The sequence below is a fragment of the Litchfieldella xinjiangensis genome (assembly GCF_000759345.1).
Classification (GTDB): Bacteria; Pseudomonadota; Gammaproteobacteria; order Pseudomonadales; family Halomonadaceae; genus Litchfieldella_A; species Litchfieldella_A xinjiangensis.
The window spans coordinates 510,472-532,319 of the sequence record NZ_JPZL01000002.1 but is presented as its reverse complement, the minus strand read 5'-3'; the positions used below and the strand labels follow the sequence as shown (position 1 = coordinate 532,319).

Genomic DNA, 21,848 nt, shown 5'->3' with positions numbered 1-21,848 from the left:
ATTTGCCCTGCATCGCTCTCGCATCTTGCTCCGCTTGCAGGTCCAGGGTTGGCCATCCTTGGCCAACCCGTTCGGCGGGAAGAAATATAAACGTTCTTCTAATTCCGCCTCACCCATGCAAATGACTCCTCTCCGCCCTTACCCCCGACGCCCTTCTTGCACCTGCTTAGCGCTCATCCATAGCGAGATGAAGCGATTCGCTCGCGCAGACATTTGTTAAGCGTTCCCTCAGCGGGCGTACCGACGCAAGGCTGCCTCGGCCTCCGCCTGCGCCTGCTTGAGCGCCTCTTCCGCTGACATCTGACCGGTCAGCGCCGCTTGTACGGCGTTATCCAGTGCCCGACGTACACGACCACCCTGATACGTCGCCAGTTCGGCCGTGCTGTGTTCGAGCTGATCGCGGGCCACCGCAGCCGGGGGGAATGACTCGATATACTGCTGCAGCGCCTCGGTCTCGTAGGCCGCGGGGCTCACGCCCATGTAGCCGGTCTCCATCGACCACGCCGCTGCACGCTCAGGCGCCGTCATCCAGCGAATGAAGGTCATCGCCGCACGCTGCTCCTGCTCGCTGGTGTCCTTGAAGATGTAGAAATTACCGCCCCCGGTCGGGCTCCCGCGCTGGGTCTTCTTCGGCAGCATGGCCACGCCGAAATCGAAGCCGGCCTCGTTCTTCACCGCGGTAAGGTTGCCGGTGCTGTGCCACATCATAGCGGTGGACTGCTCGATGAAGTTCTGGCGCAGCGTGCCCCATTCGACGGTGCCGTCGGGCATGGCGTCGTGTTCGTCGGCGAGGGATACCCAGTACTCCAGCGCTTCGATCGCCGCGGGGTCATCGAAATAGACCTCGGTGCCGTCATCGCTCATCAGCTTGTGGCCGTTCTGGAAGGCGAAGGCCTGGAACATCCAGTAGGGATAACCGGTCGAGGGCACCATCACGCCCCACTGATCGCCACCGCTGGCCTCGCGAATCGCGGCGCCCATCTCGACCATCTCTTCCCAGGTCTCGGGGGGCTGTTCGGGGTCGAGCCCGGCGGCCTCGAACGCTTCCTTGTTCCAGTAGAAGACGATGGTCGAGCGCTGGAACGGGATGCCGTAGGTCTTGCCGTCGACCCGTCCGTTTTCCATCAGGCCGGGATAGAAGCTGTCCAGCCACTCCCGCTCTTCGCCGCTCTCGACGATATCGTCGAAGGCCACGATGGCGTCCTGCTCGAGCAGTTCATAGATATCGATGGAAAACAGCACGGATAGCTGAGGCGTGTCGCCCGCCTCGATCGCCGACATCGCTCGCACGCGGGTATCGTCGTAGTTGCCGGCGTAGATGGCTTCGACGTCGATATCGGGATGCGCTTCTTCGAAATCGGCCACCAGGCCATCGACCACCTCGGTCAGGGCGCCGCCGACGGCGACCGGGTAATACATGGTCAGCGAGGTCGTCTCCTGCGCCTGGCTCAGCCCGGCCGAGATCAAGCCACCGAGGGCCAGGCCGCCAAGCATGCTCAACTTGGAAATACGCGGGTTCATCGGTTCACTCCTGGACGCTGGGTCCCAGTTTGAGGGGGCGAGGTCTGCGCCTCGCTTTCCCGGTAGACGCGACTCACGGTCGCGGAAACGTCGTGGCCGCGTAGGGCGAGCCGTTGCCCGCCATCCGCGTCGAAGAAGTGAGCCGCCTCGGCCGACCATTGCAGGCGGCATCGGCCCGGCGGATGCTCGGGGGCCGGTCCATCGAGCCGCGCGCGCAGCTCATGCTCGCCGACCTTGAGACGCACGATGCTGTCTGCGCCGAGGTATTCGGTGTCCTGCCATTCGGCCGGCACCCCCGGGGCATCCCAGGCAGCAATACGTATGTCCTCCGGGCGCACCCCAATCTGGCTGCCTACTGCCTCATGGCTCGCCACGGCGCAGCGCGGTTCGCCTTCGATCACCGCTCCGTCCGAGGCCGCAGCCAGCGGTAACAGATTCATCGCCGGACTGCCGATGAAACTGGCGGCAAAGGCGGTGGCCGGACGCCGGTAGAGTTCGCTTGGTGTATCGTCCTGGACGATGCGTCCACCCTGCATCAGGATGACCCGGTCACCCATGCTCATGGCCTCGACCTGGTCGTGGGTGACATAGATCACGGTCATGCCCAACCGGCGCTGCAAGGCCTTGATCTCGCGGCGCATCTCGCCACGCAGGCGCGCATCAAGGTTGGATAGCGGCTCATCCATCAGGCAGATCGGGTGTTCGGCGATGATCGCGCGGGCCAATGCCACGCGCTGACGCTGCCCGCCCGAGAGCTGCGCCGGCTTGCGATCCAGGTAGGCTTCGAGGTCCACCAGCTTGGCAGCGCGGGCGAGTCGCTCGCGGCGCTCGGCACCCGCCACCCTGCGGCTACGCAGGCCGAAAACGATGTTCTCGGCCACGTTGAGATGGGGGAACAGCGCATAGTTCTGGAACACCATGCTCAACCCGCGATCACCAGGAGGCAGGGAGGTAACGTCGCGGTCGCCAATATGGATGCGCCCGCTCGAGGCCTGCTCGAGGCCGGCGATCATGCGCAGCGTGGTCGACTTGCCACAGCCTGACGGGCCAAGCAGGATCACGAACTGGCCCGGCGTGACATCGAAGCTGATGCCATCGACGGCAGGGGTGTCTCCCCACTGCTTGCTGACGTTTTCCAGACGAATGCGCTTGTTGTTATCGGACATGACGTTCCCAGGCGTGTAACCGCCAGACAGTGAGCCGACTATCGCTCTCGGCAGGCCTGTCATCCCTGTTGTTTCCAAGCGTAGCCCCTGCGGCCGGTTTTTCATTATGTTTATGGTCGGCAACCCACGTTACGGTTACATGATGGATATGTGTCAGGCATGTGACGTGACACGTCGTCACCGAGCGGCCGTCCAGCGTCGTGCTAGAATGGGTGATCAATTTTTGTTCAGGAACACGCCATACATGTCCCTCGACGACTTGCATCTCAATCTGCGCAACCTGACACCGGATGACTATCCGCAGCTCAAGACCCTGATGGACCGGGTCTATCACGACATTGGTGGCGCCTGGCCGAAGCTCACCATCGACAAGCTGATCTCAGAGTTTCCCGATGGCCAGATCCTGATCGAGGATGACGAGACTATTGTCGGCGTGGCCTTGACCGCCTTGGTCGATTACGACGAGTTTTCCAATCCGCACAAGTACGACGACCTGATCGGCAAGCGCGAGACGATCCTCAACGATCCCGAAGGCGACGCCATGTACGGGCTCGACGTGCTGATCGACCCGGCCTATCGCGGCTACCGGCTGGGCCGCCGTCTCTATGAAGCGCGCAAGGAACTGTGTCGCTCGATGAATCTGCGCGCGATCCTCGCGGGGGGACGCATCCCCAACTATCACCAGCATGCCGACGAGCTCTCGCCTACCGAGTACATCGAGAAGGTCTCGCGCAAGGAGCTGCACGATCCGATCCTGTCGTTTCAGTTGGCCAACGACTTCCTGGTCAAGCGCCTGCTGCGCAAGTACCTGCCCGAGGATGAGAAGTCCCAGGGCTTCGCCACACTGCTCGAGTGGAATAACATACTCTTCGAGCCCGCCGAGCGGGTACTGGAAACGCGACGCACCCAGGTGCGGGTCGCCGCCGTACAGTGGCAGATGCGCGAGCTTGCCTCGGTAGAAGCCGTGCTGGAACAGATCGAGTACTTCGTCGATGCGCTCTCGGGCTACCAAAGCGACTTCGCCGTCTTCCCGGAACTGTTCAATGCGCCGTTGATGGGGTTGCAGGATCGTGCCGCCCAGCTCGATCAGCTTGCCGCCATCCGCTTCCTGTCCGGCTTCACCGAGCAGTTCAAGTCGGAGCTGTCACGCATGGCGGTCTCGTACAACATCAACATCGTGGCCGGCTCGATGATCGAGGAGCGCGAGGACGGCAAGCTCTACAACGTCTCGTACCTCTGCCACCGCGACGGCAGCATGGAGTCGCAGTCCAAGTTGCATATCACCCCCCAGGAGCGCCGCGACTGGGTGATCGAGGGCGGTGACGAGTTGCGCGTATTCGATACCGACGCAGGCCGGGTCGGTATCATGATCTGCTATGACGTGGAATTCCCCGAGCTGTCGCGGCTGCTCGCCGACCAGGACATGGACATTCTGTTCGTACCCTTCTGGACCGATACCAAGAACGGCTATCTGCGCGTACGCCATTGCGCCCAGGCGCGTGCCATCGAGAACGAATGCTACGTGGTGCTGTGTGGCAGCGTGGGCAACGTGCCGTCGATCAAGAACCTCGATATCCAGTATGCCCAGTCATCGGTATTCTCACCGTCGGACTTCGCCTTCCCGCACGATGCGGTACTCGCCGAAACCACGCCCAACACCGAGATGATCATGTTCTCCGATCTCGACCTGACGCGCCTCACCGTGGTGCGCAGCGAAGGCTCGGTGACCAACCTCAAGGATCGGCGCAAGGATTTGTTCGACCTGCGCTGGCGCGATTGGTCGTGGAAGTCCGGAGGCCGGCAGGATGAACACTGAGGCACTCGATGTTCGATAAATGGCGACGGTGGCGAGCCGAGCTGTTCGAGGCCCGCCATCCCTTCCCACAGGACGCCTGGGACGAGGCGCGAGCGCGGGTGCCTCTGCTCGCCTCGCTGATCGATGACGACGAAGCCACCCGGCTGGGCCATCGCGCCTGGCGTTTCGCCCATGCCAAGCGCCTCACCTTGCATCCGACGCTTGCCGAGACCACCCGATTCGACCTGCCGGCACGCCTGGTACTGGCGGGACAGGCCTGTCTTCTGACAATGAACTGGCAAGAGCATGAGCACGCAGAGGCATTCGCCAATGTGCATGAAATCCTGGTGCTGCCCGATGCGTTCAGCCGGCGGGTCGAGGAGATGGATGAGTTCGGGGTCATGCACGAATACGAGGACGAGCGCGCCGGGGAAACCTCCTATCAGGGGCCGGTGGTGGTCTCCTTCGCCGATCTCATGGCAAGCGGCGACTGGACCGGCTTCAATGTGCTCATCCATGAACTGGCACATAAGCTCGACATGGGTAACGCCAGCGACATCGACGGCTTTCCCCCCCTGCCGCGAGACATCGATCCGCGCGAATGGCATCGCATATTCACTGCGGCCTGGGACGACCTGCAGGCGCAGCTTGCACGCGGCAGCGAGCCCCCCATCGATGATTACGCCGCCAGTCACCCCGGGGAGTGTTACGCGGTGTGTTGCGAGTATTTCTTCGCCGCCCCGGACATACTCGCCGAGGCCTACCCCGAGCTCTATGCCCTGCTGGGCCAGTACTTCCGCCAGGATCCCCTGGCCCGTCTGCAGGCTGGCAGCCAGGCTCAGGCGTCGTCGGTGTCCCGCCCCGCCACCAGCCAGTCCCATAACAGCGACGCCTCCTCCTGACGTTGCCCCCGGGCCGAGCGCACCAGCCAGAAACACTCATCGCTGGGGACTGCCAGAGAGAACGGCGCGACCAGGTCAGGGCCGTACACTCCCGTTCGAGGCCCGCCACGCCGGCCTGCTTCAGCCAGGTTGGCCATCCCACCGCGAAGCCTACCGCATGCAACAGGGTGCAGCCGGCAAGGTCAGCCGGTGTCTTCAGCTTGTCGGCCAGCCTCGGCGCACATGCAGGCAGCAGGGACTCCTCGCCAAGCGAGGCCACTTCAGTGCCCGACCAATCCCCCCGCCCGTAACGCATTTCGATATCGTCCCCTTCGGGACCATCGAGGCGCCCGAGGCCTTCCAGGTCCTGAGCGAAACCCCTGTGGATTTCCGTTTCCAGGATGAGACCCAGGACATCGCCGTCCGGGCCCCTGTGATCGAGTGCGATGCCCACGACCACGTGGTCGAGGTTCGCTTCAACAATTGGATCCGCGATACGCTACGCTTACCCGAGCATATGATGGATGCCTGGTATGAAGCCTATCGTCGTTTCTGGCGCTTGCTTCACGATCCACGTCACTTGATTGAATTCTCGCTCGAGCCCGGCCAGATGATCACCTTCGACAACCGTCGTGTCTTGCACGGCCGCCGCGCTTTCGATCCCAATACCGGCCGCCGTCACCTGCAAGGCACCTATCTTGATCGCGACATGCTCGAATCGCGGTTGCGGGTCCTGGCCCGAAACGTCTGAAGAGACGCCCGAAGAGACGTACGCATGCCACGCTCATCATCCACCGCCTCAGAATCATAACAACCTCGGTGACATCCTAGACAAGGAGACTATGCATGACCTTCCCCCTGAACGTTCGCGCCACGCAGGCGCGCCTGCCTGCCGCCATGGCACTGGCGCTGCCCTTGACGCTTGGCATGGTAGCCTCGGCCCAGGCCGACGATGACACGCTGCACATCGGCGTGCCCGCCTGGCCGGGTATCACCGTGAAGACCGAGATTGCCGAACAGTTGCTGGCCCCGCTCGGGTATGACACCACAAGCCAGGAACTCGGCCTGCAAGTGATCTACCAGGGCCTGGAGACCGGCGATCTGGACGTGTTCCTGGGCGGCTGGATGCCGGCGCAGGAAGCCATGTACGGACCGCGTGAAGAGAGTGGCGCGATTATCAGCGTGGCCAACAATGTCGATGGCGCCCAGATGACCCTCGCCGTGCCCGAGTATACCTACGCGGCCGGCATCCAGAGCTTTGCCGATCTCGACGAGAACCGCGACATGTTCGAGGGCAAGATTCATGGCTTCGGCGCCGGTTCGGCGGCCAGCGAGCTACTCAACGAGGCGATCGACAACGACACCTGGGGCCTGGGTGACTGGCAGATCGTCGACACCAGCACCGTAGGCATGCTGAGCGCCGCGCGTGACGCCATCTCGCGGGAAGAGCCCATCGTCTGGGTCGGCTGGACCCCGCACTGGATGAACCTCGAACTGCCGATGGCGTATCTCGCGGACTCGAAGAACCTGTTCGGTGAAAACAATGGCGAGAGCGAAGTATTGACCGTGATGCGCGGCGATTACGCCGAGGCCCACCCCAACCTGAAGGCCTTTTTCGAGCAGTTTACCTTCAGTGCCGAGGAGCAGAGCTGGATGATTCTCGAATATGGCCTGGAGGAACGCCCCGCCGATGAAGTCGCCGAGCAGTGGATTCGTGACAACGCCGAGCGGGTGGAAGCCATGCTGGAGGGCGTGACCACCGCCGAGGGTGAGTCGGCCTGGGAAGTGATTCAGGACACCTTCTCGCTATAATTCCGCCTATACTGCCCGCCACGTCCAGGGGCATTGCCTCTGGGCGTGGTATTCGTATGCTGTAAGTCTTTTTCAGCGCAGGGCAGCCCTTCATGACCCGAAAGCACCTCCTCATCCTGCTGGCCATTGCGGTGATCGCCGCCCTGCTCCTGCTGTGGCGATGGTTGGCGATGCAGGATCTGCTGAATGCCCAGGTGCTCTATTCCCTGTTACAGGGCTCGCTGGCCTGGCGGGATACCCCCTGGGCGTTGCTGGTCGTGATCGGGGTCTATACCAGTACGTCGTTGGTGCTGTTTCCCTTGAGCGTACTGGTGGTCCTGACGGGGTTATTGTTTGGCCCCTGGTGGGGGTTCGGCTATGCCCTGGCAGGCACGTTGTCAGCTTCGGTGTTGACGTACTGGCTCGGGCATCGGCTGGGACGGGATGCCCTGCTGCGCCATGGCGGGCCTCGTCTGTTGGGCGTGTCTCGCTATTTCGCCGGACGCGGCATCCGTACCATAACGCTGATCAGCCTGTTGCCGCTGGCACCGTTTACCCTGACCAACATGATGGCCGGGGCGTTTCGCATTCGCTTTCGGGACTTCATGCTGGGGACGCTGATCGGCATCGTTCCCGGTCTCGCGGGTATCATCCTGCTCAGTAGCCAGGTCACGACGCTGCTGACCGCGGAAGATCGTCAGGAATTGATCTGGGGCGCCGGCGGTATCGTCGCGGGTATTGCCTTGCTTTATGGCCTCCGGCGCTACGCTGCGTACCGCCAGCGCCGACGCCGAGGCAACTAGGCGTTCTACTTGGGGGACAAGCGGGTTTCGTCATCCAGGGTGGGGTAGCCGGTAGTGCCATCCTGCTGCGGCTCCTGCAGCATGGAACGAAGGACTCGCCCACGGTGGCGCAACAGGCTCCACTCCGCTTCCAGGCGAGCCCTCACCCGCTCCCAGCCCGACACATCATCCTGGCGTGAGGGCCCGTCGGCAATCGCCCGGCGATACACCTCCAGACATCTCGAGGTGCAAAGACTCTCCTCGAATTCCTGCGCGGTACGCCATGCCGCCTGCTGCAGCGTGAGCTGGCGCTCGAGATCGGCAAGCTCGGTCAAGGCATCGACCATGCCTGGCTCGTCATCATTCGCGAGAAGTCGGCCATTGACGCCATCGCTGACCACTTCACGCACGCCCGGCGCCTCGATGGCCACTACTGGCAAGCCTGCCGCCATGGCTTCCACCAATACCATGCCCTGGGTTTCACTGTGCGAGGCAAAGGCGAACACATGCATGGCGTGGTAGGCATCGATCAGTGCCTGGCCCTGCAGACGCCCCGTGAAGTGGAATCGCTCGGCGACCCCGGCCTGCTCCGCCGCGCGTTCCATGGCGGGTCGGGCGTCGCCGTCACCCACCACCAGAAAATGAGCCAGCGGCTCGCGACGCAGCGTCTCGGCCGCGACCCGGGCCAGAAACGGCAGATTCTTTTCATGGGCGAGTCGACCCACGTGGCCGATCACGTAGGCATCGTCGGGGATGCCCAGCGCACGGTGAAGGCGCTTGCCGTCACCCAGGGCGAATTTTCCGGTATCCACGCCACTGGGAACCACCGTGACCTCGGGCCGCACACCACGGCGCACCAGCAGGTCCCGGATGCTTTCGCTGGGGGCGATCACTGCATCGCAAAGACGCGTGTACTCGGTCGATAACGCTACGGCAAAGCGCTGCATGCGGGGGGAATCGCCTGGCACGTAATGGGTGTAATGCTCATAGAGGGTGTGATGGGTGAAAATCAGTGGCAGCCCATAGGTATTGGCAGCGCGTGCCGCCGTATCGCCAAGCAGAAAGGGATGATGTGAATGAACGACATCCGGCTCGAAGGCCTCGATGGCATCGGATAGCTGTCCGGGAATCGGTACCGGCAGGGAAAAATCGCTGCCATTGAAATGCTGGACGGCCGCCACCCGCGCCACATCGGATTCGTGGGGCGGCTGGCCATCCATCTTGGGCGCCACCACCATGACCCGGTGGCCCTGCTCTTGCAGCCGACTCTTGTGTCGCTGCACTGACTCGCTCACCCCACCTACGATCGGTCGGTAGGTATTGGTGAACATGAGAATATTCACTCGGCAGACTCCCTTGTCTTTCGTGGTGCCTGTGGCACACGCCCGGCCATCTGTTCCTGAAGGTAGGCAATGAAGGTGCGTATTCGCGTCGGCACATGGCGGCGCTGGTCGTAGACCGCATAGAAATCGGCCCGTACCCCCCGCCAGTTCGGCAACAGCTCGACCAGACGTCCGCTGGCAAGATGTTCGTGCACGTCCCACCACGAGCGCAACATGATACCGTGTCCGTCCAGTGCCAGACGAGTGATCACTTCGCCATCGTTGCTGGCCAGCCCACCCCCCACCTTGACGGCACGCTCCTCTCCCGCCTGATCGACGAAGCGCCATAGCGCATAGTCGCTATCGTTTTCCCGCAAGATCAGGCACTGCCGGGTAGACAGGTCGCCTGGGGCCCGGAGTTCCGCGCAGCCCGAAATAAAGGCCGGCGACGCACACAGCACGCGCCGGTTCTCGAGGATACGTGTCGCCACCAGCCGCGAGTCCGGAGGCAGGCCGACACGGATGCCCACGTCGAAGCCATGATCGGCGAGATTCAGCGGGAAATTGGTCAACTCGAGCCAGGCGTCGAGTTCGGGGTGCCTGGAGCAAAAGGCCGACAGCAACGGCGCCACGTGGCGACGACCGAAGCCGAAGGTGGCATTGATCCGCAGGCGGCCGGTCAACCGGGCCTGGCGCTCGCCGAGGGCCGCTTCCAGCTCGTGGAGATCGTCCAAGATCAAGCTACCACGGGAAAGATAAAGCTCTCCCTCGGCGGTCAATGTCAGCCGGCGCGTGGTTCGGCTGGCCAACGCCACGCCCAGCCTGGCCTCGAGCTGCTTGAGACGCTTGCTCACCGCAGACAGCGATACGCCCTGCTCGCGTGCTGTCGCTGTCAGGCTCCCACACCGGGCAAGACACTGGAAGAAGGCCAGGTCATCGATCTCTGCCATGCCGTTTATTCTCAACTTATACGCAACAATAACTTTCACTTTAGCCTGAATATCTACCGTTCGACAGACGCTAGACTGTCGTAAGACGCACACGGATTCGGAGAGAGCCATGTTCGAGGGGTATCGCAGCTTCGAGCTGGATGTGAACGCCGTTCATATTCAGGGGAGGATCAAAGGCGAGGGTCCCCCGTTGCTGCTGTTGCACGGGCATCCCCAGACCCACGTCATCTGGCATGAGCTCGCCGAACGCCTGGCGCAGCATTACACCGTCGTGGCGACCGACCTGCGTGGCTACGGCGATTCCTCGAAACCCAAGAGTGACGAGGATCACGCCAACTACAGCAAGCGCGCCATGGCAGCGGATCAGGTCGCCGTGATGGCCGAGCTGGGCTTCGATCGCTTCTATCTGTGCGGGCACGACCGCGGTGGGCGCGTCGGGCATCGCCTGACGATGGACCATCCCCAGGCCGTCGAGAAGCTCATGCTGCTGGATATAGCACCGACGCTCGCCATGTACGAGAAGACCGATCGCACCTTCGCCACGGCCTACTTCCACTGGTTCTTCCTGATCCAGCCGGCGCCGCTGCCCGAGACCTTGATCGAGGCCTCGCCCGAAGCCTATGTCACGCGCACCATGGGAGGCCGCCATGCGCGCCTCGACGCCTTCGCGCCGGAAGCCATCGCTGAATATCAACGCTGCCTGGCCCAGCCGGGGGCTGCCCATGCCCTGTGCGAGGACTACCGTGCCGCCAATGGCATCGATCTCGAGCATGATCGTGCCGATCGCGAAGCCGGTCGCACCATCCGCTGCCCCGTTCGCATCCTGTGGGGCCGCCACGGCATCATCGAGCGCTGTTTCGACCCCCTAGCCGAGTGGCGTGCTGTGGCCGAGCAGGTCGATGGCAAGGCGCTGCCCTGCGGCCACTATATCCCCGAGGAAGCGCCGGATGCGCTGTACGCGCATATCCGCGAATTTTTCAACGAAGACACCAGGAGAGACACACCATGACTCATCGCATCGCCGTCATCGCCGGCGACGGCATCGGCAACGAGGTGATGCCCGAAGGGCTACGCGCCCTGGAGGCCGCCGCCAAGCGCTTCGATATCGCACTCGAGTTTACGACCTTCGAATTCGGCAACTGCGATTACTACCTCGAGCACGGCAAGATGTTGCCCGACGACTGGTTCGATCAGCTCAAGGATTTCGATGCCCTGTTCTATGGCGCGGTGGGCTGGCCCGACAAGGTGCCCGATCACATTTCCCTGTGGGGCTCGCTGCTGCAGTTCCGGCGTCGCTTCGATCAGTACATCAACCTGCGCCCGTGTCGGCTGATGCCGGGGATTCGCAGCCCCTTGGCCGACCGCAAGCCTGGCGATATCGACTTCTATGTGGTGCGCGAGAATACCGAGGGCGAGTATTCGAGCATCGGCGGCAAGATGTTCGAAGGCACCGAGCGTGAAGTCGTCATCCAGGAAACCGTGATGACCCGTACCGGGGTCGACCGTGTGCTCAAGTACGCCTTCGACCTGGCCGCCACTCGCCCCCGCAAGAAGCTCACCTCGGCGACCAAGTCCAATGGCATCTCGATCACCATGCCCTACTGGGACGAGCGCGTGGAGGCCATGGCCACTGAGTATCCCGAGGTGTCGGTCGACAAGTTTCACATCGACATTCTCACCGCCAACTTCGTCATGCATCCCGATTGGTTCGATGTCGTGGTGGGCAGCAACCTGTTCGGCGACATCCTCTCCGATCTCGGTCCCGCCTGTACCGGTACCATCGGCGTGGCGCCTTCAGCCAACATCAATCCCGAGGGACATTTCCCCAGTCTGTTCGAGCCGGTCCACGGCAGCGCCCCGGACATCGCCGGACGTGGCATCGCCAACCCCATCGGCCAGATCTGGTCGGGCGCCATGATGCTCGAGCACCTAGGTTATCCCGAGGCCGGCAAGGCCATGGTCGACGCCATCGAGGCCGTACTTGAGCAGGCCGACCCGGCCGTGCTGACGCCGGACATTCGCGGCGAAGGCACGACCGAGCGCCTCGGCCAGGCCATAGCCGACGCCATCAACGAGTGATCGTCAAAAAAATGACGGCCTGCCGTTTCGGGCAGGCCGTCATGCTTGGACAAGTCAGTCGAACGCCTCTGGGAATCAGAACGTACCGCTGACCTTGAAGCGCCCTACCGCCTGAGAAAGCGAGCCGGACTGGGCCTCCAGTGACCCCGCCGCAGATGCCGTCTGCTGCACCAGTGCTGCGTTCTGCTGGGTTACCTGGTCCATCTGCGTGACCGCGTGGTTGATCTGCTCGATGCCCGCCGACTGCTCGTGCGAGGCGGCCGAGATTTCCCCCATGATGTCACTGACGCGCTGAGCGCTGTCCCGGATCGTGGCCATGGCGGTATCCGCTTCGTCGACCAGCTTCGCCCCGGTCGTGACCTGACTCACCGAACGTTCGATCAGTGCCTTGATATCGTTGGCGGCCTGGGCCGAGCGACCTGCCAGATTACGCACTTCGCTGGCAACGACGGCGAACCCGCGGCCCTGCTCTCCGGCTCTTGCCGCTTCGACGGAGGCGTTAAGCGCAAGGAGGTTGGTCTGGAAGGCAATACCATCGATCAAGCTGATGATATCGGCGATCTTCCCCGAGCTTTCGCGGATACCGCCCATGGTCGTGACGACCTGTGATATCACCGCCTGCCCCTGGGCAACGGACTGGGTGGTTTGCGCAGCCAGACGGTTGGCGGTGTCGGCATTTTCGGCGTTCTGACTGACGGTGGTGGTCAGCTCTTCCATGCTTGCGGCAGTCTCGACCAGTGACGCCGATTGCTGTTCGGTACGCGCGGCCAGATCCACACTGCCACTGGCTACGTCTTTCGCATCGGTATCGATCGCTTCGGTCGACTGACGAATTCGCGCAATGGTACTGGCCAGCTCACGGCGCATGCGCTCGATGCCATACAGCAGGCTCGATTGATCGCCCGGACGCAAAACGACTTCCTGGGTCAGGTCGCCATCGGCGATACGTTCGACAACCTTGGCCGCCTGAGACGGCTCACCGCCGAGGCTGCGATAGACGGAGCGGATCAACAGCAGGAACGCCACCGTGAGGATCCCCCCGGCACACAGCAGAACCAATGCGTATTGCCAGAGCTTGCCAATAAAAGCGGCCTGAATGTCGTCGGTATAGACGCCGGCGGCCATGTTCCAACCCCAGGGCTCAAAGCGCTCGACATAACTCAGCTTGGCCTGCAGCGTGGGATCATCCACCGAACTTCGCTGCGAATGATAAGGAAGATACCCCCCTTGATCCGCCAGCTTGGCAAGCTCTCGATAAACGGCCACGCCATTGGGATCCAGGTAATCCCGCATGCTGGTACCTGGATCGCGCCGGGGGTGATAGACGAGGGTGGAATTCGCGTCGAAAACGAAGACGTAGTTGTCGCGCTCATCGCCGAAGCGCATGGCATCCAGGTCGGCGAAAGCCAGTCTCTGGGCTTGCTCGAGGCTAAGCTCACCCGTCTCGACACGCGCCTGGTAGCCACCCAGCAGGGTAGTGACCATCCCGACGGTATTGAACAGCGCTTGCTGTCTCCCTTCGTACATGACCTGCCGGCCCTGCCAGGCCATGCTGACCACGATGCCGATCATCACGAGCCACATCAGTCCGAGTGTGAACCAGAGCTTTTGCTTCAGCGTCCAGCTCGATGATTCGGAACCGCTGGTGGAAGTCATATTTTCTCGCACGACCCGAGTCAGTGAATGTCCGGTCGGCACTACCTCCTGTCTCAGTATTGCTGCGCTGCCTGCCATCGCTCCCCTCTCCGTCATTCGACGTTAGTCTTGAATCACCAATCTATCGGCAGCGTAAGCGCTTACTTGATAGCCGGTGAAGAACGCAGTCTCCAAGAGAGCCCTTGACTCTATGTCTGACTTTTCATGGGTTGGGTTCTACCTTTGTCCTGGAGGCACCTTCGGGTTCGCTTCACTCACAACAACGCCATCAGGCAACAATCCCAGGACAGACCCATGAAACTTGGACGCCGTCAGTTCCTTTCGGCAACGGCCGCCCTGGCCGCTGTCGGTACGTCACCTCAGTTGTTTGCCTTCCAGGGCTCGAAGGGCCCCACCCCCGATCGTTATCCCATCGATGCCTGGAAGGTCGAGGATCCCCGTTTCAACGATTACATGATCTTCAACACCCCTCTGGAACGCCATTGGAGCGGGGGGTTATGGACCGAGGGGCCGGCGTGGAACGCCGTGGGACGCTATGTCGTGTTCAGTGACATCCCGCGTGCCAAGCAGATGCGCTGGGATGAGGCTACCGGGCAGGTCAGCGTGCTGAGGAACAACGTCGGGTATTCCAATGGCAACACGTTCGATCATCAAGGCCGGTTGGTCTCATGCGAGCATCACCCCGCCCGGGTTCTACGCTACGAGTGGGACGGCAGCACCACGGTGCTCGCCGAGCGCTATCAGGACAAGCCGCTGAATGCCCCCAACGACGTGGTCGCCCTGCCCTCCGGCGGTGTGATCTTTACCGACCCAGGCTATGGCGCCCATTTCGATTACGAAGGCAAGAAGCGTGAGCTGGAGCTCGAGACGGCCATCTATTATGTCGACGACAGCCTTGACGAGCCGATCAAGCTGACCGAGGACATTCATAAACCCAACGGTATCGTTCTGATGCCGGATGGTAGTGGGTTCTATGCCAGCGACAGCGCCCCGACCCATTTCGACGAGCCGGCCCGGATCATTCGCTGGACGCTGGGCGACGACGGTCGCAGCGTCAGCGACCGGCAGGTGGTCGTCACCAGCGAAGACACGATCTTCGATGGCATGGCCTGCGACCAGGACGGCAATATCTGGTCGAGCGCCAACGGCGGCGAAGGCATCGATGGCGTGGTGGTCTTCTCGCCGGAGGGCGACCTGCTGGGCCGCGTTCTTCTGCCCGAGGTCTGCTCCAACGTGTGTTTCGCCGGCGAAAATCGCAACCGCCTGTTCATGACGGCCAGCCAATCCGTCTATACGGTCTATACCGCCACCCGCGGTGCCTGAACCTCCTCATCACTTCCTTAGCGCCCCCCGGGTCACAGGCCGGGGGCGCAGGCCCTGCGTTTGCTTCAGGACGTTTCCGCCGCCCTACATTTCGCGGCTTTTTGTAGCGCCTGGTGAGAATAGGGGGTTCTCGCTCGCCCAGTGTTCTAGCTTGAGTGCATAGGTATTGGAAATGCCTTCTATCAGGTCACTTCAACACCGGGACGTGAATACACATGACGGACACCTCACAGGCCGAGCATGGGCGCCAAGCCGATCGCCCAGGCCAGATTCCCAAACGCGGCTGGTGGGATATCCTCAAGCGAGTCAAGGGCGAGATGGATCGGGACCATATACCCATCATTGCCGCCGGCGTGGCGTTCTATGCGCTGCTGGCCATTTTTCCAGCCATTGTGGCGATCACCTCGGTATGGGCACTGGTCTTCGACCCACAGGAAATTTCTCAGCAGATCGAGAACGTCAGCCACCTGCTGCCCGGCCAGGCGGCCGACCTGATCACGCAACAGGCCGAACAAGCCACCGAAGATGCCAGTGTGGGCATGAGCCTGGCAGCCATCGGCGGGATCTTGCTGGCGATCTATAGCTCCTCCAAGGGAACCAAGGGCCTCATGGAAGGGCTGAACATTGCCTACGACGAACTCGATGAGCGCGGCATGATCAAGAAAACGCTGCTCACGTTGGTGCTCACCGCCGGCGGCATCGTCATGACGGTCGTCGCACTGGGCACCGTCACCGCCATCCCCGTCCTGGTCGACCTTCTAGGCCTTGACGGAGTCATCGGCACTGCAATCAATATCGCCCGTTGGCCATTATTGCTGGCTGTCGTCATGGTGGGGCTTGCCGTGCTCTATCGCTACGCGCCGGATCGTCAGGAACCGCGCTGGCAATGGACGAGTCCGGGCTCGACGGTGGCCGTCGTCCTGTGGGTCATCGGCTCGATCGGTTTCTCGCTCTATGTGCGCAATTTTGCCAGCTACAACGAAACCTACGGCTCCCTGGGTGCGGTCATCATTCTGCTGATGTGGTTCTGGCTCTCTGCGTTCATCGTACTGATGGGCGCCGAACTCAACAGCGAGATGGAAAAACAGACCAAACATGACACCACACACGGCCAGCGCAATCGCATGGGAAAACGCGACGCATACGCGGCCGATTCACTGGGACGAAGCCAGTAGGATCGTTTCAGGTGGACGCCGCCCCGCAACGCAAGACGCCCCGCTGAAGCGGGGCGTCTTATTTGAATGGCCACTTGCATGGTCAGTCGCTGTGTAAGGACTGTCCCATCGTTGCCATTACTTGGCGCTGAGCGCTGCCGCCACCTTGGCGACGCTCTCGCCCTGCAGGCGCGCCAGTTTGAGCTCGCGATCGCTGGGCTGGCGTGAACCGTCAGGCCCCGCGAGTGTGGCAGCGCCATACGGGGAGCCCCCGTGCATTTCAGAAATATCGAACTGTTCCTGAATGCCGTAGCCGATCGGGACGATCAGCATGCCGTGGTGGGCCAGGGTCGTCCAGGAGGTGAAAACGGTGGTCTCGTTACCGCCACCGGTACCTGTCGAGGTGAACACGCTACCCACCTTGCCGCGCAGGGCGCCCTTGGCCCACAGAGCACCGGTCTGGTCGAGGAAGGTGCGCATCTGCCCGGTCATGTTGCCATAGCGAGTCGGGGTTCCGAAGATGATCCCGTCATAATCGCCCAACTCGTCCGGGCGGGCTTCCGGCGTATCGAAATCCTGCTTGCCTCCGGCCTTGGCAAAGGTCTCGGGATCCATGGTCTCAGGAACACGCTTGATAGTGACCTCGACCCCGTCGATCTGACGTGCGCCTTCGGCCACCGCCTTGGCCATGGTGTCGATATGTCCATACATCGAATGATAAAGCACCAATACCTTTGTCATGCTGCCACTCCTTGTCACTCTTGCGAGAGTTGGATTGCCGATACGGTTCGTAATGGTTCGTCCAGGTGCCTAGTCTAGCGAAGCCTCACCGCGGGTTAAGCGAATGATTTCGTGTCCAGGAAACGATTTTATCGACTCGTCAGCCTAGCAGGCTGCTCACCCTGTCGAACCCGATGACGCGATTTTTCACGTTCGCACCCGGCTTTTTCATCAGCTCGACGCCGGTACTTGTACTCGTGAGGTCGGCCCGGGAAGGTGAGGGTCACCTGCCGGCCGACGCTTGCTGGCTAAACGGGCAACAACAAGAGGAAAGGGCTGACCATGGATATCGATACGTTTTTCTCGCGGCTTTGGGACGATTACACCGCCATGACGCCCCAGGCCAGCCGAATTCATGATGCCTTCGTCGACGCCGGCGAGACCATCGTCAACGATCATGTCGCCTTTCGTACCTTCGATCGTGGCGCCATTACCCTGGCCACCCTCGAACCCCACCTGCTGGCGCTCGGTTATACACGCTACGAGCCCTATACGTTCGAGGCCAAGAAGCTTCGTGCCTATGGCTACCTTCCCCCCGCCGAGGGGCTGCCCAGGGTCTTCCTGTCGGAACTGATGTGCAGCGAACTTTCGACTCGCGCCCAGTCCATCATCGACGACCTGGTCGGCCAGATCGATCCGTCGCGTGTGGAAACCCCCGACGTGATGTGGGCCGGGCGCCTGTGGCAAGCGCCCAGCTTCGACGACTACCGCACCCTGATGGAAGAGAGTGAATACGCCGCCTGGCTATCGATCATCGGTCTTCGTGCCAACCACTTCACCATTAGCGTCAACCATTTCCAGCACTTCGATACCCTGGAGAAGGTGCTCGCCAAGGTCGAATCCCTGGGGCTGGGCATCAATGAATCCGGCGGACGCATCAAGGGCTCGCCCGAGGTGCTTCTTGAACAGGGCTCGACCCTGGCCGATCGCCAGCCATTCACCTTTGCCGGAGGCCAGGTCGAAGAGATCCCGACCTGTTACTACGAATTCGCCAAGCGCTATCGCGATGCCGATGGCAAGCTCTATCAGGGCTTCGTGGCGGCCAGTGCCGACAAGATCTTCGAATCTACCGACAGCGGACAACGCACTTCCCATGCCGGGTAAAGATATGCGAGCCAATGACACGCAGCGCCTCGGCATGCTGGGACACTGGCTGGACCGCTCCCCGGACGGCACCCTCGACGAGGCCGACAAGGGGCGAATACCCGCCGGCCAGTATCGCGTACACGCAGCGGGTATCCTCGAACTCGAGCCCGATCACGTTCAGCCTCAGGCGCGGGCTTGCGTGCTCTCGGTGGGGATCCACGGTAACGAGACAGCACCCATCGAGCTGCTGGGCGAGTTGCTGGCACGTTTGGAAGCTGGCTTGCTGCGCCTGGGGGCGCCGGTGCTGGTGATTCTGGGCAACATTCCCGCCGTGCATGCCCAGACACGCTTCATCGCCACCAATCTCAATCGACTGTTTCGACGCGACCTCGACGAAAGCGGTGACGAGCCCCAGCGGGCAAAGGCATTGATGGACGCCGTCGATGGCTTCTACGCACGTCACCCCCTGCCCCGGCTGCACTACGACATGCATACGGCGATTCGCGACAGTCGTTACCCACGATTCGCCGTGGAGCCGTTCGCCGATGTCCGCATCGAAGGCGAGCAGTGGCGCTGGCTGGCCGCCGCTGGAATCCAGGCAGTGCTGCATCAGCATCGGCATAGCTGGACCTTTTCGCATTACTCCAAGCATTACCATCAGGCCCAAGCGTTTACTCTGGAACTGGGCAAGGTCGCCCCATTCGGCGAAAATGATCTCGACGCCCTGCGCCCGATGGGTGCACTGCTCGAGGCATTGGTAGAAGGGCGTGACCCGCCTGGTGCCGAGGCATCGCGAATGGCGTTCTTTCGCGTCGAGCACGAACTGATGCGTGAAGCCGACGATTTCGCCCTGTGCTTTGCCGACGATACGCCCAACTTCACCGAATTCGCCCCCGGCACGCGCCTGGCCCGGGATAGCGTGGCCGGCGATTGCGTGGTCGGCGAACACCCCCTCGCGGTGGTGTTTCCCAATGCCCGGGTCGAACTCGGCGCCCGCGCGGCGCTATTGGTCAGCCCGGCCACGCCACCCGAGTGACCGCTCACGAAGCGAACCGAAGGCGGCAGTATTTTCAAACATAACAAGACGTTGCAGGCCCCTATGACCATGAATCATCGCATGAGCGACCAAAGTTGTAAGACAAACACCACATCGGGCTCTGCCCAGACGCGATCGGCCTGCTAGAATCGCCCCCTTTTCGCGCCAGCCACGATCCTTAGGCCGCTGAGAACTCGCGGCAACCCAAGTTCTGGAGTCCGATATGGCCGCTACACCCATCCCCCTCGAAGTGCGTGACATCAAGAAGCGCTTTGGCGATGTCGAGGTGCTCAAGGGCCTCTCGCTCGAGGCCCACAAGGGCGATGTCATCACCCTGATCGGCGCTTCCGGCTCCGGCAAGAGTACCTTCCTGCGTTGCATGAACCTGCTCGAACAGCCTGACGAGGGCGATCTTCTCGTTCATGGCGAAGAGATCCGCTTCAAGCAGACCCGCCATGGACGCGAACCCGCCGACTGGAAACAGGTCGTCGCCATGCGCGCCAAGCTGTCGATGGTGTTCCAGAGTTTCAATCTGTGGGCGCACATGACCTTGCTCGAGAATGTCATCGAAGCGCCGGTGCATGTACTGGGCAAATCCAAGAAAGAGGCCATCGAACATGGCCGCGCCCTGCTCGAACGGGTAGGCCTGGCCGAGCGGGCCGATTACTACCCGGCACAGATGTCGGGGGGCCAGCAGCAGCGTGGCGCCATCGCTCGCGCCCTGGCCATGGATCCCGAAGTGATGCTGTTCGATGAACCCACGTCGGCGCTCGACCCGGAACTGGTCGGCGATGTGCTCAAGGTCATGCGCGACCTGGCCGAGGAGGGTCGCACCATGATCGTGGTCACCCACGAAATGGCCTTTGCCCGCGATGTCTCCACCCAAGTCATCTACCTGCATCAAGGGCACGTCGAAGAGGCGGGGCCACCGGCGGAAGTGCTCGGCAATCCCCGTTCCGGTCGCCTCAAGCAGTTCCTCGCGCCCAAGCACTGACCGGGCGACCGGGAACCAAGGAGAGAACCATGATCGATCTGCATGGCTATGGCCCGCGTCTTCTCGAAGGCGCTCTGGTCACCATCGAGCTGGCGGTGCTGTCATTAGTGGTCGCCGTCGTGCTTGGGCTGCTCACGGCCAGCGCTAAGATGTCGCGTAACTGGATGCTGCACAAGGTCGCCACACTCTATACCACGGTGATTCGCGGTGTGCCGGACCTGGTGTTGATGATGCTGATGTTCTTCGGCGGCCAGATCGGTATCAACATGTTCACCGACATGCTCTACGACCGCTTCGACATCGATATCTTCATCAACGTCAACGAGTTCGTGGCCGGCGTGATCACCATCGGGTTGATCTTCGGTGCCTACATGGGAGAAACCTTCCGCGGCGCCTTCATGGCCGTCGACAACGGTCAGATCGAGGCCGGGCGTGCTTACGGCATGAGCCATTGGCTGGTGTTTCGCCGCATCCGCTTCCCGCTGATGATGCGCCATGCCCTGCCGGGGCTGTCCAATAACTGGATGGTGCTGCTCAAGACCACGGCACTGGTTTCGGTGATCGGGCTGTCGGATATGGTCAGGGTGGCGTCCGAGGCCTCCAAGGCCACCCGCGAGCCGTTCACCTTCATGATCATCGTCGCGCTGATCTATCTGCTGATCGCCACGTTTTCCGAATGGGGGTTCGCGCGCCTGCAGAAGCGCTATGACGTCGGTTTCGGGGAGTCGCACTGATGGAAGCCTTGATGAACGCGCTGACCGAACTGCTGGCAGACAACACCATCTTCACCATGAAGACGCTGGGTTATTACGGCGAAGGCCTGGTGACGACGGTGCAGCTGGTGTTCCTCTCGTTGATCATCGGCCTGGTGCTGGCGGTGCCGCTGGCGATCGGCCGTGGCTCGCGGCATGCCTGGATCAAGATGCCGATCTTCTTCTTTACCTATGTGTTTCGCGGCACCCCGCTGCTGGTCCAGCTCTACTTGATCTATTACGGCGTGGTCTTCGTGGACGGCATCCAGGACACCTGGCTTTGGCTGATCCTGGAGAAGCCGTTCGTACCGGCGTTGATCGCGTTCACCTTGAACACCGCCGCCTATACCACCGAGATCTTCCGCGGTGCGATAAAATCCACCCCGCGCGGCGAGATCGAGGCGGCACGGGCCTACGGCATGTCGCAGCGACTCATGATGCGACGCATCATCCTCCCCAGCGCCTTCCGTCGCGCGCTGCCGGCCTACGGCAACGAAGTGATCTTCATGCTGCATGCCAGTGCCATTGCCAGCGTGGTCACGATCATGGACCTGACCGGCGCGGCCCGCTTCGTCTATGCACGTTTCTACGCGCCATTCGAAGCCTTCCTGTTTGTGGCCGGCATCTACCTGTGCCTGACCTTCGCCATCCTGTACTTCTTCCGCTACCTCGAGAAACGCCTGCTGGCACATCTCAAGCCGGCCAATCAATGACATGAGCGTCAAACGAGCGTTGGGAATCCAGTCCGTCGAGGATGGGTTCCCTCTTCCGGAGCGGGGA

At 61.9% G+C, this 21,848-nt stretch carries 20 protein-coding genes; 14 read left to right on the top strand and 6 right to left on the bottom strand.

Annotated elements, in window-relative coordinates:
• Positions 1-228: 228 nt before the first annotated feature.
• Positions 229-1,521: an ABC transporter substrate-binding protein gene (locus JH15_RS09920; protein ID WP_231566416.1), complete on the bottom strand. Its 1,293-nt coding sequence runs from the start codon at positions 1,519-1,521 to the stop codon at positions 229-231.
• A complete protein-coding gene (locus tag JH15_RS09915; RefSeq protein ID WP_081948971.1) occupies positions 1,518-2,687 on the bottom strand; it encodes an ABC transporter ATP-binding protein in 1,170 nt (389 codons plus the stop codon). The genes JH15_RS09920 and JH15_RS09915 overlap by 4 nt, the downstream gene beginning before the upstream one ends.
• A 244-nt stretch (positions 2,688-2,931) precedes the next feature.
• Here JH15_RS09915 and JH15_RS09910 point away from each other — a divergent pair, with 244 nt between their 5' ends.
• From JH15_RS09910 to JH15_RS09890, 5 genes are all read left to right on the top strand, one after another.
• Entirely contained in the window at positions 2,932-4,503 is a 1,572-nt protein-coding gene (locus tag JH15_RS09910) for a carbon-nitrogen hydrolase family protein (RefSeq protein WP_043529811.1), read from the top strand.
• Positions 4,504-4,511: 8 nt separating this feature from the next.
• The gene (locus tag JH15_RS09905) at positions 4,512-5,384 is read left to right on the top strand and encodes a M90 family metallopeptidase (RefSeq protein WP_081948970.1); all 873 of its coding nucleotides are present in this window, start codon (positions 4,512-4,514) and stop codon (positions 5,382-5,384) included.
• A gap of 157 nt (positions 5,385-5,541) precedes the next feature.
• Positions 5,542-6,114: a TauD/TfdA family dioxygenase gene (locus JH15_RS09900; protein ID WP_052384028.1), complete on the top strand. Its 573-nt coding sequence runs from the start codon at positions 5,542-5,544 to the stop codon at positions 6,112-6,114.
• A 95-nt stretch (positions 6,115-6,209) separates the two neighbouring features.
• The gene (locus tag JH15_RS09895; protein ID WP_081948969.1) at positions 6,210-7,175 is read left to right on the top strand and encodes an ABC transporter substrate-binding protein; all 966 of its coding nucleotides are present in this window, start codon (positions 6,210-6,212) and stop codon (positions 7,173-7,175) included.
• 92 nt (positions 7,176-7,267) lie between these two features.
• Positions 7,268-7,957 carry a TVP38/TMEM64 family protein gene (locus JH15_RS09890; RefSeq protein WP_043529808.1) on the top strand — a complete coding sequence of 230 codons (690 nt, stop codon included), beginning with the start codon at positions 7,268-7,270 and terminating at the stop codon, positions 7,955-7,957.
• A gap of 5 nt (positions 7,958-7,962) precedes the next feature.
• Here JH15_RS09890 and JH15_RS09885 read toward each other — a convergent pair whose 3' ends face one another.
• Together JH15_RS09885 and JH15_RS09880 are read right to left on the bottom strand one after the other, a co-directional pair.
• Entirely contained in the window at positions 7,963-9,279 is a 1,317-nt protein-coding gene (locus tag JH15_RS09885) for a glycosyltransferase (RefSeq protein WP_052384027.1), read from the bottom strand.
• Complete coding sequence (locus JH15_RS09880) at positions 9,276-10,208, bottom strand: LysR family transcriptional regulator (protein ID WP_043529807.1); 933 nt, start codon at positions 10,206-10,208, stop codon at positions 9,276-9,278. The genes JH15_RS09885 and JH15_RS09880 overlap by 4 nt, the downstream gene beginning before the upstream one ends.
• Positions 10,209-10,317: 109 nt before the next feature.
• Here JH15_RS09880 and JH15_RS09875 point away from each other — a divergent pair, with 109 nt between their 5' ends.
• Together JH15_RS09875 and JH15_RS09870 are read left to right on the top strand one after the other, a co-directional pair.
• Positions 10,318-11,217 carry an alpha/beta fold hydrolase gene (locus JH15_RS09875; RefSeq protein ID WP_043529805.1) on the top strand — a complete coding sequence of 300 codons (900 nt, stop codon included), beginning with the start codon at positions 10,318-10,320 and terminating at the stop codon, positions 11,215-11,217.
• On the top strand, positions 11,214-12,287 hold the full coding sequence (locus tag JH15_RS09870) for a tartrate dehydrogenase (protein ID WP_043529803.1): 1,074 nt from the start codon (positions 11,214-11,216) through the stop codon (positions 12,285-12,287). The genes JH15_RS09875 and JH15_RS09870 overlap by 4 nt, the downstream gene beginning before the upstream one ends.
• A gap of 75 nt (positions 12,288-12,362) precedes the next feature.
• Here the strand turns inward: JH15_RS09870 and JH15_RS09865 are convergent, their stop codons facing one another.
• On the bottom strand, positions 12,363-13,943 hold the full coding sequence (locus JH15_RS09865) for a methyl-accepting chemotaxis protein (protein ID WP_052384089.1): 1,581 nt from the start codon (positions 13,941-13,943) through the stop codon (positions 12,363-12,365).
• A gap of 294 nt (positions 13,944-14,237) precedes the next feature.
• Between JH15_RS09865 and JH15_RS09860 the strand changes: the two genes are divergently transcribed.
• Positions 14,238-15,266 carry an SMP-30/gluconolactonase/LRE family protein gene (locus tag JH15_RS09860; RefSeq protein WP_043529801.1) on the top strand — a complete coding sequence of 343 codons (1,029 nt, stop codon included), beginning with the start codon at positions 14,238-14,240 and terminating at the stop codon, positions 15,264-15,266.
• Between the two features lie 215 nt (positions 15,267-15,481).
• Complete coding sequence (locus JH15_RS09855) at positions 15,482-16,441, top strand: YihY/virulence factor BrkB family protein (protein WP_043529799.1); 960 nt, start codon at positions 15,482-15,484, stop codon at positions 16,439-16,441.
• Between the two features lie 117 nt (positions 16,442-16,558).
• On the opposite strand, the gene wrbA is transcribed toward JH15_RS09855, so the two are convergent.
• Positions 16,559-17,161 (bottom strand): NAD(P)H:quinone oxidoreductase, encoded by a 603-nt coding sequence (gene wrbA, locus JH15_RS09850; protein WP_043529798.1) that lies wholly within the window; start codon positions 17,159-17,161, stop codon positions 16,559-16,561.
• Positions 17,162-17,482: 321 nt separating this feature from the next.
• On the opposite strand from wrbA, the gene JH15_RS09845 reads away from it, so the two are divergent.
• The 5 genes from JH15_RS09845 (at position 17,483) to JH15_RS09825 (ending at position 21,781) form a co-directional block, all read left to right on the top strand.
• A complete protein-coding gene (locus JH15_RS09845; RefSeq protein WP_043529796.1) occupies positions 17,483-18,304 on the top strand; it encodes a DUF1338 domain-containing protein in 822 nt (273 codons plus the stop codon).
• Positions 18,305-18,338: 34 nt separating this feature from the next.
• Positions 18,339-19,322 (top strand): succinylglutamate desuccinylase, encoded by a 984-nt coding sequence (locus JH15_RS09840; RefSeq protein WP_043530674.1) that lies wholly within the window; start codon positions 18,339-18,341, stop codon positions 19,320-19,322.
• 223 nt (positions 19,323-19,545) lie between these two features.
• Entirely contained in the window at positions 19,546-20,316 is a 771-nt protein-coding gene (locus JH15_RS09835; protein WP_043529794.1) for an ABC transporter ATP-binding protein, read from the top strand.
• A 29-nt stretch (positions 20,317-20,345) separates the two neighbouring features.
• Positions 20,346-21,050 carry an ABC transporter permease gene (locus tag JH15_RS09830; RefSeq protein ID WP_043529792.1) on the top strand — a complete coding sequence of 235 codons (705 nt, stop codon included), beginning with the start codon at positions 20,346-20,348 and terminating at the stop codon, positions 21,048-21,050.
• Positions 21,050-21,781 carry an ABC transporter permease gene (locus tag JH15_RS09825; RefSeq protein ID WP_043529790.1) on the top strand — a complete coding sequence of 244 codons (732 nt, stop codon included), beginning with the start codon at positions 21,050-21,052 and terminating at the stop codon, positions 21,779-21,781. The genes JH15_RS09830 and JH15_RS09825 overlap by 1 nt, the downstream gene beginning before the upstream one ends.
• Positions 21,782-21,848: the final 67 nt, after the last annotated feature.